The 15,207-nt window shown below is 72.4% G+C and carries 10 protein-coding genes; 6 read left to right on the forward strand and 4 right to left on the reverse strand.

Annotated elements, in window-relative coordinates:
• Positions 1-206: 206 nt before the first annotated feature.
• The gene (locus tag DWB77_RS22570) at positions 207-1,067 is read right to left on the reverse strand and encodes a hypothetical protein (protein ID WP_120722977.1); all 861 of its coding nucleotides are present in this window, start codon (positions 1,065-1,067) and stop codon (positions 207-209) included.
• Between the two features lie 165 nt (positions 1,068-1,232).
• Between DWB77_RS22570 and DWB77_RS22575 the strand changes: the two genes are divergently transcribed.
• Positions 1,233-2,540: a sensor histidine kinase gene (locus DWB77_RS22575; protein WP_120722978.1), complete on the forward strand. Its 1,308-nt coding sequence runs from the start codon at positions 1,233-1,235 to the stop codon at positions 2,538-2,540.
• A gap of 334 nt (positions 2,541-2,874) precedes the next feature.
• On the opposite strand, the gene DWB77_RS22580 is transcribed toward DWB77_RS22575, so the two are convergent.
• Both DWB77_RS22580 and DWB77_RS22585 read right to left on the reverse strand, forming a co-directional pair.
• Positions 2,875-3,363, reverse strand: coding sequence for an SUKH-3 domain-containing protein (locus DWB77_RS22580; RefSeq protein WP_120722979.1), 489 nt, complete (start codon positions 3,361-3,363; stop codon positions 2,875-2,877).
• A 228-nt stretch (positions 3,364-3,591) separates the two neighbouring features.
• The gene (locus DWB77_RS22585) at positions 3,592-4,068 is read right to left on the reverse strand and encodes a YwqJ-related putative deaminase (RefSeq protein WP_120722980.1); all 477 of its coding nucleotides are present in this window, start codon (positions 4,066-4,068) and stop codon (positions 3,592-3,594) included.
• 352 nt (positions 4,069-4,420) lie between these two features.
• Here DWB77_RS22585 and DWB77_RS22590 point away from each other — a divergent pair, with 352 nt between their 5' ends.
• The 3 genes from DWB77_RS22590 to DWB77_RS37940 all read left to right on the forward strand — a co-directional run bounded on the left by DWB77_RS22590 (position 4,421) and on the right by DWB77_RS37940 (position 9,391).
• A complete protein-coding gene (locus DWB77_RS22590; protein WP_120722981.1) occupies positions 4,421-5,407 on the forward strand; it encodes an SMI1/KNR4 family protein in 987 nt (328 codons plus the stop codon).
• Between the two features lie 8 nt (positions 5,408-5,415).
• A complete protein-coding gene (locus DWB77_RS22595) occupies positions 5,416-8,247 on the forward strand; it encodes an SUKH-4 family immunity protein (RefSeq protein ID WP_120722982.1) in 2,832 nt (943 codons plus the stop codon).
• 250 nt (positions 8,248-8,497) lie between these two features.
• Complete coding sequence (locus DWB77_RS37940; RefSeq protein WP_162952591.1) at positions 8,498-9,391, forward strand: cellulose-binding protein; 894 nt, start codon at positions 8,498-8,500, stop codon at positions 9,389-9,391.
• A 613-nt stretch (positions 9,392-10,004) separates the two neighbouring features.
• Here DWB77_RS37940 and DWB77_RS22605 read toward each other — a convergent pair.
• Positions 10,005-11,537, reverse strand: a complete 1,533-nt coding sequence (locus DWB77_RS22605; protein WP_246033906.1) for an MFS transporter — start codon at positions 11,535-11,537, stop codon at positions 10,005-10,007.
• A 300-nt stretch (positions 11,538-11,837) separates the two neighbouring features.
• On the opposite strand from DWB77_RS22605, the gene DWB77_RS22610 reads away from it, so the two are divergent.
• Both DWB77_RS22610 and DWB77_RS22615 read left to right on the forward strand, forming a co-directional pair.
• The gene (locus tag DWB77_RS22610; RefSeq protein ID WP_120722983.1) at positions 11,838-12,626 is read left to right on the forward strand and encodes an ABC transporter ATP-binding protein; all 789 of its coding nucleotides are present in this window, start codon (positions 11,838-11,840) and stop codon (positions 12,624-12,626) included.
• Positions 12,623-15,199 carry an ABC transporter permease gene (locus DWB77_RS22615; protein ID WP_120722984.1) on the forward strand — a complete coding sequence of 859 codons (2,577 nt, stop codon included), beginning with the start codon at positions 12,623-12,625 and terminating at the stop codon, positions 15,197-15,199. Before DWB77_RS22610 ends, DWB77_RS22615 begins: the two co-directional genes overlap by 4 nt.
• The last annotated feature ends 8 nt before the right edge of the window (positions 15,200-15,207 follow it).

The following is a 15,207-nucleotide window of genomic DNA, read 5'->3' on the forward strand; positions in this document are numbered from 1 at the left end:
GGGTGGACACCCGAAGGATACCGGGGGGTTTCGTGGATGAAATCGGGGTGGGGGCCGGGGAAAAAGCGGCGGGTCCTGACCCTTGCGGTCAGGACCCGTGTCTGGGCTCCCCCATCAGGATTTGAACCTGAACAGACGGTACCAAAAACCGTAGTGCTGCCTGATTACACCATGGGGGATGAAACCCGACTAAACCGGACACTAGGTCAGGTCGCCGGATCGGCACCCAACACTATGCCGTACCAAGCCCCTTCCATGCGACGGTAGAGATCTGCGCTCTTGGTCACGTAGATCACCAAGCAGCCCCGGTACGCCTCGGTGGTGTTCTTTCGCTTGGTCCGCGGGTTGTGCTTCTTCAGGGTGGCCCGCTGAAAGACGGAGACATCGACGCTTGCCAGTTCGGCCCAGAACTTCTCGGCCCCGGCCACGTCTCCGGACTCGTGAATGCTGACGCGGAAGTGCATGCGATCGCGCGAGACGCCCAGCAGTTCGAGCCAGCGCAGGTACAGCTTGATGACGTTGGGGTCGCTGTTGATGAATTGAAGCTGCTCGCTGCGGCGGTAGGTCTTGTCTTTGGCCCCCTCGGCCCAGTAGAGCGCCACGCCGGCGATGAAGACCTCTCGGTCGGAGAGGCGTCCGATTTCATCGCGCGCCGCTCTCTTGGTTGCCTGACGCTCCTCGTCCTGAGCTGCGCGAAGACGGCTCAGCCCCGCATTCATCCGGGCGCGCCGTTCTTCGTCGGTATAGCGGGGTTCAGGCTTGGGGAGGTCGCGTACCCAGAGGGATATCGAGCTCTTCGAGCAGCCCAGCTCGACCTGGATCTGGTCGTACGTCATGCCCTGCGTGCGGAGCTCGCGGGCGCGGTCGCGGAGGTCGTCCTTGGCGTTGGGGCGCTTGGTCCACTCCGGCGCCGGCTCGCCCTTCACCAAGCGGTGGAGGAGGTCGTTGTTGTCCACGTGCAGGCGGTCGCGGATCTGGCGCAGGCTGAGCCCCTCACGGCGGAGTGCGATCGCCTGGCGGCGCAGGCCCTCGAAGTCGGCGTACTTGCCGGGTGTGGTCGATGTCATACGGACACGCTCGTCCGGAATGCGGACACCCGGTCGAGTTCGCGGGCGATTCACCAGATCGTGGGATCCATGCCGGATTACGGCGTGTTCGACGACTTTTCGTGCGGCGCGCGGAGGGCGAAAGCCCAAGGAAAATCGTTCGCGCTCGCCCGTACGCTGGGAGCCATGACCGTAACGGGGGCTGACCAGGAAGCCACGGGGTTGACCTCCCGTGGCTGGTGGTGGTGGGAGCGCAGGCGCAGCGCGGTGCTGGATGTCTCGCTCGGGGTGTTCTCCGCGCTGGAGTGTGCGCTGGAGGGGGTGAATTTCGCCGGGGACGCGGGGATCGCGGTGCCGGCGGGGGTGGTGCTCGGGCTGGTGGCGGGGGCGTCGCTGGTGTTGCGGCGGCGGTGGCCGATCGCCGTGGTGCTGGTGTCGATCGCGGTGACTCCGGCCAGCATGGGTTTTCTGCTGAGCGTGGTGGGGCTGTACACGCTGGCCGCCTCGGACGTGCCGCGCCGGATCACGGCGGCGCTGGCGGGGATGTCGGTGGCGGGGACGTTCATCGTGACGTTCGTGCGGATGCATCAGAGCGTGGCGCGGGGTGATTACGACCCGGGGCTCTGGTACGTGCCGCTGGTGTCGGTGGTGATGTCGCTCGGGATCACGGGTCCGCCGCTGTTGTACGGGCTGTATATAGGGGCGCGGCGGCGGTTGATGGAGTCGTTGCGCGAGCGCGCGGATTCGCTGGAGCGGGAGTTGTCGCTGCTCGCGGACCGGGCGGAGGAGCGGGCGGAGTGGGCGCGTACGGAGGAGCGGACGCGTATCGCGCGGGAGATGCACGACGTGGTGGCGCACCGGGTGTCGCTGATGGTGGTGCACGCGGCGGCGTTGCAGGCGGTGGCGCGCAAGGATCCGGAGAAGGCGGTACGGAACGCGGCGCTCGTCGGTGACATGGGGCGGCAGGCGTTGACGGAGTTGCGGGAGATGCTCGGGGTGTTGCGGGCGGATCAGCAGTCGGTGGCGGTGCGGTTGGATCCGGTGCCGTTGGCGGCGGTGGGGGCGGCGGCTGCCGCGGCGGCCGCGGCGGTGGAGGAGGGGCCCTGTCTGGCGGACATCGAGGCGTTGGTGGGGCAGTCCCGGGAGGCCGGGATGGTGGTGGAGTTGCTGGTGCAGGGGGAGGCGCGGGGGTGTGACGCGCTGGTGGAGCAGACGGCGTACCGGGTGGTGCAGGAGGCGCTGACCAATGTGCACAAGCATGCGGCGGGCGCGAAGGTGAGGGTGCGGTTGGCCTATCGGGCGGCCGAGGTGGCGATGCAGGTGGAGAACGGTCCGGCGGATGGGGTCACGGCGGATGCGGGGTTGCCCAGTGGGGGGAATGGGCTGGTGGGGATGCGGGAGCGGGTGTTGGCGCTGGGTGGGGTGTTTGTGTCGGGGGTGACGGAGGAGGGTGGGTTTCGGGTGTCGGCGGTGCTGCCGGATGCGTCGGAGTAGCTCCGCCCGGGCCCCCTGGGGCTCCGCCCCAGACCCCGTTCGCGCCTAAAGGGCGCTCGTCCTCAATCGCCGGACAGGCTGAAGATGTCCATGCTGGCCCGCACCGAGTAGTTAGGGGCGCGGGGAACTGCGCGAGAAGCGACCACGACCCGCAGGATCGAGAGGGTTTAGGGGCGCGGGGAACTGCGCGACCAGCCACGCACGGTCCGCAGCCGAAAACGGGTTTTCAGGGGCGCGGGGAACTGCGCGAGAAGCGGGCACGGTCCGCACATGACCGGGGGTTTTGGGGGGCGGGGAACTGCGCGAGGGTGACCTCGGCTCCGCGGTGGGCCCGTTAGGCCGGGGTCAGGCGGATTGGCTGGGTGCCGGTGATCAGCGTGGTCAGGGCGTGGTCGATGTCCGGGCCGAGATACCAGTCCCCCGTGTGGTCGAGGGAGTACACCCGCCCCCCGGTGTCGATGGCCAGCACCGCCTGCTGGTCCCCCTCCTCGCCCAGCGGCGCGATGTCCGTGTCGAGCGCCCGCCCGAGGTCCGCCAGCGTGCGGGCGAGGTGGAGGCCGGCCAGCGGGTCGAAGCGCAGGGTGGCGGGCGCGTTGCGGCGTCCGGGGCCGGGGGAGGTGAGGTGCAGCCCGCCGAATTCCGCCCAGGCCTCGACGGCGGCCGGGAAGACGGTGTGGCGGTGTCCCGCGGGGGAGGTGTGGGCGCGCAGGACGTCGGCCCAGGCCTCGGCCTGGCGGATGTCCCAGCGTCCGGGCTGCCAGCCGGCGGTGCGCAGGGCGGCGTCGACGGGGACGGGGAAGCGGGTGGTGGAGACGTCCGGCATCGGCCGCGGCCTTTCCGTGCGGGGTGGTGAGAGGGGTTCGGCGGCCGGGGGTTGAGGTGAGGGCGCCGAAGTGGTTGAGGGGGGGAGTGGTGTGGGACCGGAAATCGGCGTCCGGCGCGCGGTACGGCTGGGGCGCGGCCTCCGGGCGCGCTCGGGCCCCGACACGGCTGGGCGACCTCCGGGCGGGCTCGGGATCGCAACACGGGGCACTGCTGGGGCGTACAGGCGTCAGAGTTCGATCGTTCGGACGCCGAAGTGGTCCAGCAGGGCCGTACAGGAGCGGCACGGTGGGGCGTAGCTGCCGTGGAGGGGGTCGCCGTCCTCGCGTATGCGGCGGGCGGTGAGTTTGGCGTGTTTGAGGGATCGGCGGGCCTCGCCGTGGGTGAGGGGTTTGCGCTGGGCGCGTTTGGAGCGTCCCGCTTCGACGGCGGTCAGGTGTCGGGAGAGCAGGATCGCTTCGGGGCAGCGGCCGGTGAAGCGTTCGCGCTGGCCGCTGGTGAGGGTGTCCAGATAGTCCTGGACGAGGGTGTGCAGGACGGGTGGCTGTTCGCCCTTGCCCGCGGTGCAGGTGAGCGTTTCGCCGCGTACGGACAGGGCGGCGGCGATGGCGGGGAGGATGCCGTCGCGACGGTGGCGCAGTAACGGCGCGGGGCCGGCCGTGGTGGCGCTCCATCGCAGGCGCGGGTCGCCCGGTGCCTCGGTCATGGCGGCGACCGTGTTCCCCGCGCTCGTCACGCTCGCCGCGTGCATCGCGGGTGGTGCCGATGTTGCTGATGCTGCCGATGTTTCGCCTGGTGCGGTGTGCATGGTGCTGTGTTCCTCCCACTGGCGGCGGCTTCAGCCGCACGTGTCAGCGCCCCCGAGTTGCGGGGACAGCCTGCCAAATGCGGGTGCTGGTACGGAAGCTGGGGCGTGATAAGCCGCGCGTCGCGGGCGCAGGGTGATATGTGCGTGACGGTTGGTGACCGAATTGCGGGGCCGGTCCTCGGTATTGCACCACCGCATAGTCTGGTTCCTCATCAGCCGGACGCAGAGCACGCAGCAGGGGGCAACCGCCATGACGACAGGTCGGCTCGGGCAGCAGGCCGCGCCACCGAACGCGGCCTATGCCGGGCAGGTCGTGCATTTCCCGGATCCGGTCCGGGCCGCCCGGCACCCCCGCGGGGTGCGGATGGACGAGAACGGCTTCCCGGACTTCTCGGCGTACGCCCGTGCGGCGGCGGAGATCGCGGAGCCGCCCGAGGGTTTCGGCGTGGACGAGCTGCGGTTGACCGACTACGTGTCGGCGAACGCGGCGCTGTCCGCGGCGGGCCACGCGTTGTGGGACACGGTGGCTCCGGTGGCGACGCCGCACGGCTGGACGTGGCACCACGTGCCCGGCGGCCGTCGTCTGGAGCTGGTGCCGGTCGAGGTGAAGGCGCTGCTGCGGCACTACGGCGGTCTGGCGACGGCGCCGGTGGAGCACGACAAGCGCGGCACCCGCCCGTTGCAGGAGACGTGGCCCGCGCACTTCGGTCTTCCGAAGGGTGCGGTGTCGGTGACGGAGTCCCAACTCCTGGGCGTGGAGGAGGACTTGGGGTACCGGCTGCCGGGTGCCTACCGGTCGTTCCTGAAGGCCGCGGGGGGTTGCGCCCCGGTGGGCGCGGCGCTCGACGCGGAGCTGGGGCTGCTGGTGGACCAGCCGTTCTTCACGGTGCGGGACGAGGCCGCGGTCAATGACCTGGTGTACATCAACAAGTGTCTGCGCGATCACCTCACCAAGGACTATCTGGGCGTCGCCTTCGTGCAGGGCGGGATCCTCGCGGTGAAGGTGAAGGGTTCGGCGGTCGGTTCGGTGTGGTTCTGCGCGTACGACGACGCGCGGGACCAGGACGGGCTGAGCGTGCACGAGCGGGTGGAGCGGCTGCTGCTGCCCTGCGGTGACGATTTCGACGCGTTCCTCGCGCGGCTCGCGGGCAATCCGCCGGAGCTGGAGACCGTGGCGAATCTGATGGTGGACGGCGGCTTCGCGCGCGCCGTCGAGACGACCTCGGTAGGGGAGTGAGCCGGCCGATGGTGACTTTCGCTCAGGCGCAGGAGCGCGCGGAAGAGTGGATCAACGGCGATGTGCCCGCGTACCAGCACCGTGAGGTGCGGGTGCGGGAGTTCGAGCTGGGTTTCGTGGTGTGGGCGGAGGACCGCGAGAACGGCCCTTCGGGCGGCGGCGGCGCGCAGCGTCTGGTGATCGCCCGGGACAGCGGCGAGGCGTCGTTGTGGCCGGGGCTGCCGGTGGGTGAGGTGATCCGCCGGTACGAGGAGGAGTACGGGGTGCCCGAGGACGCGCCGGTGGCGCCGGAGCCTCCGGCGCGGATCGACTTGAACCAGACGTCGTTCCTGTTGAGTCCGCCGGAGTGGCTTCAGGAGGCGGCGGACAGGCTGGGCATCCCGGACCGACGGGATGAGGGCGGCCGTGCGGCCGGTGCCGCTGGTGCTGTTGCCGGTGCTGGTGGCGCTGGTTCCGCGGGTGCGGGTGTCGGTACGGGTGCCGGTGCGCCTCAGGGGGCTTCCGGCGCGGGCCGCGCGGGTGCGGGCGGCTCCGGCTCCGGTGCCGGTGAGTCCGTCGGCGAACCCGCCGCGCCCGCGTGGCCCGCGCCCGCCGCCGCGTCGTCGGCTCCGGGGCCCGGTCCTGGTCCGGTCTCCGGCGGGGGGACTCCCGCCGGCGGTACGCCGTGGGCGGGGACGGACACCAACGCCGGGTCCGACGACGGTTCGGTGCCGCTCCCCGCGACGGTGTTCGCGCCGGCGCTGTCGGGTTCGGACGGCGAGGACGACGAGCCGCCCCGGGTGACGCCCGAGGCGAAGACGGCGTTGATGGCGGGCGGCAGTCAGCTGCCGCCGACCGCGCTGGCGACGCCCGCGTACGACCCGCAGGGCGGGCCGCCCCCGGGTGCGCACCCCGCGACCGCGTCTCCGCAGGGGGCCCCGTCGGCTCCCGCTTCGCGGTCGGCTGGTCCGGTCGAGCCCGCGGGCCCGGGCGACATCGCGGACGCGGCCACGAGCAAGGCGGCCGGTCCGCCGCCGGGGGCGCGGCCTTCGCGCGGCGGGGGTGCCACGACTCCGCCGCCGCCGGGTGCGCCGGGTACTCCGGGTGCCCGTCCGGGTGTGCCGGCGGCGGCTCCGTCGCCGGGTTCCACGCCGCCGCCGGGTGCTCCGGCGGGCGGCTATCTGCCGACCCAGCTCGTGTCGCAGCTCGGCGCGCAGGGGCCGCAGCCGCCCGGGCCGCCGACGCCGCCGCCCGCGCAGGGCGGGGTGCACCAGGCGGCCACGATGTTCGCGGACCCCAGCCGGCTGGGTGCCCCGGGGCAGAGCGGCCCGGGCGCGCCGATGCCGCCCGGTCCTCCCGGCGCGCCCCACGCGCCGATGCCGCCCGGCGCCCCCGGCGCTCCCGGTGCGCCCCAGCCTCCCGGTCCGCCGGGGGCTCCCGGTACGCCGCCGGGCGGGGTGCACCATGCCGCGACGATGTTGGCGGGGCCCGCGCAGATGGGTCCCGGCGGCCCGGGCGCGCCGATGCCTCCGGGGCCTCCCGGTGTGCCGGGTACGCCCGGTGGCCCCGGCGCCCCGATGCCCCCCGGCCCTCCGGGTCCTCCCGGTGGCCCGCAGCCGCCCGGCGCCCCCGGCGCTCCCGGTGCTCCCGGTGCTCCCGGTGGCGGGGTGCATCAGGCCGCGACGATGCTGGCGGGGCCCGCGCAGATGGGCCCCGGCGGTCCCGGCGGCCCGGGTGCTCCGATGCCGCCCGGTCCTCCTGGCCCTCCCGGTGTGCCGCAGGGCGCGCCCGTACCGCAGGCGCCGCCCGGCGTCCCGCAGGCGCCGCCCGGCGTCCCGCAGGCGCCGTCCGCGTACGGCTATCCGCAGCAGCCTCCGACGGGTCTGCCGACGGTGGGGCCGGGGTACCAGGCGGTGTTGCGCTACCGCGCGCCCGACGGTTCCGAGCAGCAGCTCATCCGTCGTTCGGCGCCCGGCACTCCGCACCCGGAGTGGCAGATCTTCCACGAGCTGCGGGCGATGAACGTGCCCGCGGACCATGTCCTGGAGCTGCACACGGAGTTGGAGTCGTGCGAGCTGCCGGGTGGTTACTGTGCGCGGATGATCCGTGAGCAGTGGCCGCAGGTGCGGATCACGCATGTGGCTCCGTACGGCAAGGATCACGGCTCCCGTCGGCAGGGGGTGCAGCATCTGCTCACCCACCAGGGCGAGTTGGCGCAGGTCGCCGACGGTCCCGCCCGGCCGCAGCCGGTGCGGGCGCCGCTGGTGCCGGTGCAGCCGCTGCCTCCGTTGCCGCCGGAGGGTGTGGCGCACGAGCTGGCGGGGGCGTTCGGGCCTCAGGGCACGTTCCGTTTCGATCAGCGGGCGGTGTCGCGTCAGGGTGTGCCGGAGGTCGTGGCGGTCACCCTGGTGTGGGCGGGGCTTCCGGTGGACTTCGGTCCGTTCTTCTGGGCGCAGGCCGTGCCCGGGCAGCCGGTGCCGACGCTGGCGGAGCTCGCGCAGCAGCGCGGTGTGCAGCCGGCCGCGGACGCGGGGTCGTATCTGGTGATGGGCTCGGACTTCGGGCGGGCGATCTGTGTTCAGTACGGGACCGCGAACATCGTGGCGGTGCCGGTGGAGGCGGGGCCCGGCGGGCAGTCGGTGCCGCCGCAGTTCGTGAACTCGGGGCTGCCCGAGTTCGTACGGTCGCTGGCGCTGTTGGGGCGGATGTGGCGGCTGCGGTTCGGGCTCAACCCCGAGCAGGCGGGCCGCTGGACGGTCGACTTCCAGGCGCAGCTCGCGGCGCTCGACCCGGCGGCGCTGGCGTCGCCGGAGAGCTGGTGGTCGGTGCTGCTCGAGCAGATGTGGGACGGGTTGCTCTGACCGTCGTCCTTCGCCGTGTCGAGGCGCTCACCGTGCGGGTCGCGGTGGGCGCCTCGGCGTGTGGCGCCCGGGTGATTCCTGGTTCTGGACGCGATGGGCGCATCCTTGACCGTGCCGTGGGGGCGGAGTGTCGCGTTATGACCATTTCGCTTCGATCGGCCAGGATGAGCGCCGGGCGGCCGATGGGCGCCGGGCCGCCAGGACGGGACGCGTACCGGGTCGCCAGTGGTGCGGGAGAGAGGCTTCAGGGATGAGCGCAGCATCGACGCCGCCGGCGCAGCCGTTCGGGTTCGGCCGGGGCCGTGGCTACCGTCCCGACCAGGTCGACCGCACGCTGGCCCGGATCTCGGGGGAGCGGGACGCGGCGTGGGAGCGGGCCGCGCGGCTCACCGTCCTCGCCAAGCAGATGAGTGCGCAGGCCGCCGCTCTCAATGAGCAGGTCGCCGGTCTCGCTCCGCAGACGTACGACGTTTTGGGCGAGCGGGCCGCGGCGATGTTCGCGCTCACGGTCGAGGAGGCCGACGCGGTACGGGCCGGCGCGGAGGAGGACGCGGCCGGGCAGGTACGGGCCGGGGAGGAGGCCGGGCGGGCGCTGCGGGACGCGGCGCGGTCGCACAGCGAGGCCCTGCTGGCGGCGACCGAGGCCTGGGTGCAGCGGACGCTGCTCGCGGCCCGCACCGAGGCGGACGCGCTGCGGGACGCGGCGCGCGCGGAGGCCAAGGAGTGGCGCGAGGAGGCGGCCGGCGAGTTGGACGGGATGCGCCGGCGCTGCGAGACGTATCTGGCCGGGCAGGAGCAGGAACGGGCGGAGGCGTTCGCGGCGGACGAGCGTGAACGGGCCGCTCGCGAGGCCGAGTTGGAGGCCCGGCTCGCCGAACTCACCGCCGCCGCGCAGTCGGCGCTCGACCAGGCGCGGCGCGGGTTCGCCGAGGCGGAGGAGGAGGCGCGCCGCATCCAGGAGGACGCGCAGACGCGGGCCGCGGAGCTGGTGGCCGGGGCGCGGGCCCAGGAGGACCGGATCGGGGCGGAGACGGAGCGGGTGCTGCGGGAGCATGTGGGGGTGCGGGAGGAGGTGCAGGCGCACATGGCGCATGTACGCAACAGTCTGGCGACGCTGACGGGCCGGTCCCCGGAGGAGAGCTGACCTTGACCGTCCCCGGGCTCGGCTGTCCGCGCCTCCCGGCGGGGTTGGTGCCGGCCCGCGTCGAGTGCCTCGGGTATCCGCGTCCCCCTGCGGCACTGGTGCTGGCCCGCATGCGCATCTTCAGCCCGTCCGGCGTTTGAGGACGAGCGCCCTCAAGGCGCGATCGGTTTCCTGGGGCGGAGCCCCAGGAAACCCCGCTTTCGGCTGCGGGTCGTGCGTGGCTGGTCGCGCAGTTCCCCGCGCCCCCAACCCCCGTTCGGCTGCGGGCCGTGGTCGCTTCTCGCGCAGTTCCCCGCGCCCCTGGGGGTTGGTGCTGGCCTGCGTTGAGTGTCTCGGCCGGCCGTTCCCCGGGTGATGCGGGTCGGTATGGGCATACCCAGCCCGTCCGGCGTTTGAGGACGAGCGCCGTTCAGGCGCGAACGGGGTCTGGGGCGGAGCCCCAGGAAACTCCGCTTTCGGCTGCGGGTCGTGCGTGGCTGGTCGCGCAGTTCCTCGCGCCCCTAGGGGGCTGGTGCCGGCCCGCATGGGCATACCCCCCGTCCGGCGTTTGAGGACGAGCGGCGTTCAGGCGCGAACGGGGTTTGGGGCGGAGCCCCGGGGCGGGGCGGGGAGTTCAGACGTCCTCGCCCGGGGTGGGCTGGGGGAGGACGGGGAAGTGGCGGGGGGCCAGGAGTAGGAGGACCAGGAGGGACAGCGCGGCGGCGATCGCGGCGCCGAGGTAGACGTGCCCGACCGCACTCGCCACCGCCCGGCGCAGCAGATCGGCGGCCTCGGCGCTGAGGTCCGCCGGATGCCGCAGGGCGCGGGCGACGGAATCCAGGTCGCCGGCGGGGCCGGGCGCGGGGGCGTGGGCCAGGCGTGAGGCGAGCGTGGCGTTGGCGACGGCGCCGAACAGGGCCGCACCGACCGACTGGCCGATCTGACGGCAGAACAGGACGGACGCGGTCGTGGTGCCGCGCTCGGCCCACCCCACCGTCGACTGGACACCGACGATCAGCGGGAGTTGGAAGAGGCCGAGCGCCCCGCCGAGCAGCAGCATGAGCAGGGCGGGCTGCCAGGCCCGGCCGGGGAAGGGCAGCAGGGGGAAGGCGAGCAGGATCAGCAGGGCGAGCGTGATGCCGATGACGGCGGTGTCGCGGAAGCCGAGGCGGGTGTAGACGCGGCTGGAGAGCGCGGCCGACAGCGGCCAGCTCAGGGTCATCACGGACAGGACGAATCCGGCGGCCGTCGGGTTGAGGCCGAGGACCGACTGCGCGTAGGTGGGCAGGAACACGGTGGGGGCGACCATGAGCAGACCGAGCCCGCCGAACGCCAGGTTGACGGCGGCGATGGTGCGCCGGCGCCACACCCAGCCGGGGATGACGGGTTCGGCGGCCCGGCGCTCCACGTACGCGGTGAGGGCCGCGCAGCCGGCGCTGCCCGCGAACAGGGCGAGCGAGGGCGGTGAGAGCCAGGGCCAGGCGACGCCGCCCTGTACCAGCGCGGTCAGGAGCAGGGCGCCGGTGGCGAAGACGCACAGCGCTCCGGCCCAGTCGACGCGGGGCCGGGCGGCGGGGGCGGTGCGGGCGGGTTCGGTGAGGTGCCGGGCGACGAGGTACAGGGTGATGATGCCGACGGGCACGTTGATGAGGAAGATCCAGCGCCAGTCGGCGTAGCCGGCGAGGAGCCCGCCGAGTGCGGGTCCGGCGACGGCTGAGACCGCCCACACCGTGGAGAGCCTGGCCTGGATCCTGGGGCGTTCCTTGAGCGGGTACAGGTCGGCGGCGATGGTCTGGATGGTGCCCTGGAGGGCGCCGCCGCCCAGGCCCTGGACGATGCGGAACGCGATGAGCGCGGCCATGTTCCAGGCGAACGCGCACAGGACGGAACCGGTGAGGAAGAGGATGACACCGGCGATGAGGACGGGTTTGCGGCCGAAGGTGTCGGAGAGCTTGCCGTAGACGGGCAGGGTGACGGTCACGGCGAGCAGATAGCCGGAGAACAGCCAGGAGAAGACGGCGAATCCGCCGAGGTCGCCGACGATCTGGGGGACCGCCGTGGAGACGATGGTGCCGTCGAGCGCGACCAGGGCCATGCCCATCATGAGGGCGGCGACGACCGGGCCGCGGCCGCGCGCGGGCACGGCGTCCGGGGTCGCGCCGGGTATCGCCGCATCGGTGCCGGGTGCTTCGTCGAAGACGCTCACCGAACTCCCTTCACTGGGCACGTATCTGGGGGTTTCACCTTCTCACCCGGGCCTGGAGCGGCGGCAGGGGTGGAGGCGGCCCTGACACGTACTGGTACCTCGGGCGGAGACCCCCTAGGGGACGGGCCCTACTTCGGGGAGGGGGTGTTCGTCCCGGCGGAGGAGGTGGCGCGGGGGGCCGGCTCCTTACCTTGGATTGACGCCGATGGGGGCGTCGGCGTTCGCCGGCGACCGGCGGGGAGAAGACTTAGGAGAATCACCGTGACTACGGCTGTGACCATTCCTCGACACGGGGGCACTGGAGGGGGTACGGCGGTCGCGGCGCGGGCCCGTCAGGTCGTGAAGGCGTACGGCTCGGGCGAGACCCGGGTGGTGGCCCTGGACCGGGTCGACGTCGACATGGCGCGCGGGCAGTTCACCGCGATCATGGGGCCTTCGGGTTCCGGCAAGTCCACGCTCATGCACTGCCTGGCCGGGCTCGACACGGTGACCAGTGGTCAGATCCACCTGGACGACACCGAGATCACCGGGCTCAAGGACAAGCGGCTGACGCAGCTGCGCCGGGACCGGATCGGCTTCATCTTCCAGGCGTTCAACCTGCTGCCGACGCTGAACGCCCTGGAGAACATCACGCTGCCGATGGACATCGCCGGCCGGCGGCCGGACGAGAAGTGGCTGGAGCGCGTGGTGGAGACGGTGGGTCTGGCGGGGCGGCTGAAGCACCGGCCCACCCAGCTCTCCGGCGGCCAGCAGCAACGCGTCGCCGTGGCGCGGGCGTTGGCGTCCCGGCCGGAGATCATCTTCGGTGACGAGCCGACCGGGAACCTGGACTCGCGGGCCGGCGCCGAGGTGCTGGGCTTCCTGCGCCGCTCCGTCGACGAGCTGGGCCAGACCATCGTGATGGTCACCCACGACCCGGTGGCCGCCTCCTACGCGGACCGGGTCGTCTTCCTCGCCGACGGCCGCATCGTGGACGAGATGTTCCACCCCACCGCCGACGCCGTGCTCGACCGCATGAAGGACTTCGACGCGCGGGGGCGAACGTCGTGAGCGTGCTCAAGACCTCGATGCGCAACTTCCTCGCGCACAAGGGACGGATGGCGCTCTCGGCCGTCGCGGTCCTGCTGTCGGTGGCGTTCGTGTGCGGCACGCTCGTGTTCACCGACACCATGAACACCACCTTCGACAAGCTCTTCGCGGCGACCGCGTCCGATGTCACCGTGAGCCCCCGGTCGGCCACCGACGACGGCGCCCCCTCGGCGACCGGCAAGCCCGAGGCGCTGCCCGCCGCGCTCGTCGAGCGGATCGCCAAGGTGCCCGGTGTGCGCGGCGCCGAGGGCGCCGTCGGCAGCACCAGCGTCACCGTGGTCAACGCCAAGAACGAGAACATGGGCTCCACCACCGGCGCCCCGACCATCGCCGGCAACTGGACCGACAACGACCTCAAGGCGATGGAGATCACCTCGGGCCGTGCCCCGCGCGGGCCGACCGAGATGATGGTCGACGCCGACACCGCCGACAAGCACCACCTCGCCATCGGTGACGAGCTGCGCACCATCGCCGTCACCGGCGACTTCACCGCGAAGATCACCGGCATCGCCACGTTCAAGGTGACCAACCCCGGCGCGGCCGTCGTCTACTTCGACACCGCGACCGCCCAGAAGCAACTCCTCGGCGCCACCGGCCAGTTCACCCAGATCAACGTCACCGCCGCGAACGGCGTCAGCGACGCCCGGCTCAAGCAGGACGTGGCGGCGGCCCTCGGCTCGGGCCCCTACAAGCTCCAGACGGCGCAGGAGGCGAAGGACGCGGGCCGTGACAGCGTCGGCTCGTTCCTCGACGTGATGAAGTACGCGATGCTCGGCTTCGCCGGGATCGCCTTCCTCGTCGGCATCTTCCTCATCATCAACACGTTCTCGATGCTGGTCGCCCAGCGCACCCGCGAGATCGGCCTGATGCGCGCCATCGGCTCCAGCCGCAAGCAGGTCAACCGCTCGGTGCTGGTGGAGGCGCTGCTGCTCGGCGTGTTCGGTTCCGTCCTCGGGGTCGGCGCGGGCATCGGCATCGCGGTCGTCCTGATGAAGCTGATGGGCGCCATCGGCATGGACCTGTCCACCGACGACCTCACCGTCCGGTGGACCACCCCGGTGGTCGGTCTCGCGCTCGGCGTCGTGGTCACCATCGTCGCCGCCTACGTCCCGGCCCGCCGGGCGGGCAAGATCTCGCCGATGGCCGCGCTGCGCGACGCCGGCACCCCCGCCGACGGCAGGGCCGGAGCGGTCCGCGCCACCATCGGCCTGCTCCTCACCGCCCTGGGCACCGCCGCCCTGTTCGGCGCCGCCAACTCCTCGCAGGCGTCGGCCGGTTCGGCCCTGCTGGGTCTCGGTGTCGTGCTCACCCTGATCGGCTTCGTCGTCATCGGGCCGCTGCTCGCGGGGGTCGTGGTGCGGGCGATCAGCGCGGTGGTGCTGCGGATGTTCGGCCCCGTCGGGCGGATGGCCGAGCGCAACGCGCTGCGCAACCCGCGGCGTACGGGGGCGACGGGTGCGGCCCTGATGATCGGGCTCGCCCTGGTGGCCTGCCTCTCGGTGGTCGGCGCCTCGATGGTCGCCTCCGCCACCGACGAGCTCGACCGGTCGGTCGGCGCGGACTTCATCGTCTCCTCCAACGCCCAGCAGCCCATCGTGCCGCAGGCCGCCGACGCCGTGAGGAAGGCCCCGGGCCTCGCCCACGTCACCAACTACACGTCGCTGGACGTGCGACTGACCACCCCCGACGGGAAGTCGGTCAACGACCGGATCGCCGTCACCGACCCCACCTACCAGCAGGACGTACGGCGCAAGACCGTCGCCGGCGACCTGGCCGCGGCATACGGCAAGGGCGCGATGTCGGTCGGCGACACCTACGCCAAGGAGCACGGAGTCAAGGTCGGCGACCTGGTGAGCGTGGACTTCAAGGGCGGCAGCACCGCGAAGCTGAAGGTCGCGGCGATCACCTCGGACGACACCAACATCGACAAGGGCGCGATGTACGTCGCCGTCACCACCGTCGCGCAGTACGTACCGGCCGAGAAGATGCCCAAGAACACGAACATGTTCGCCAAGGCCGAGGACGGCAAGGCCCAGGAGGCCTACGCCGCCCTGAAGAAGTCCCTGGCGGCGTATCCGCAGTACACGGTGCGGGACCAGACCGACTTCAAGAAGGACCTGAAGGACCAGGTCGGCCAGCTCCTCAACATCGTGTACGGGCTGCTCGCGCTGGCCATCATCGTCGCGGTGCTGGGTGTGGTGAACACCCTCGCCCTGTCGGTGGTCGAGCGGACCAGGGAGATCGGCCTGATGCGGGCGATCGGCCTGTCGCGCCGGCAGCTGCGCCGGATGATCCGGCTGGAGTCGGTGGTGATCGCCCTGTTCGGCGCGCTGCTCGGCCTCGGGCTCGGCATGGGCTGGGGCGCCACGGCCCACAAGCTGCTCGCGCTCGAGGGCATGGGCGTCCTGGAGATCCCCTGGCCGACCATCGGCACGGTGTTCGTGGCCTCCGCGTTCGTGGGACTGTTCGCGGCGCTGATACCGGCGTTCCGGGCGGGCCGGATGAACGTCCTGAACGCGATCGCCACGGACTAGGGTCTGTC

Origin of the sequence: Streptomyces hundungensis, from assembly GCF_003627815.1 — a bacterium.
Taxonomy (GTDB): Bacteria; Actinomycetota; Actinomycetes; order Streptomycetales; family Streptomycetaceae; genus Streptomyces; species Streptomyces hundungensis_A.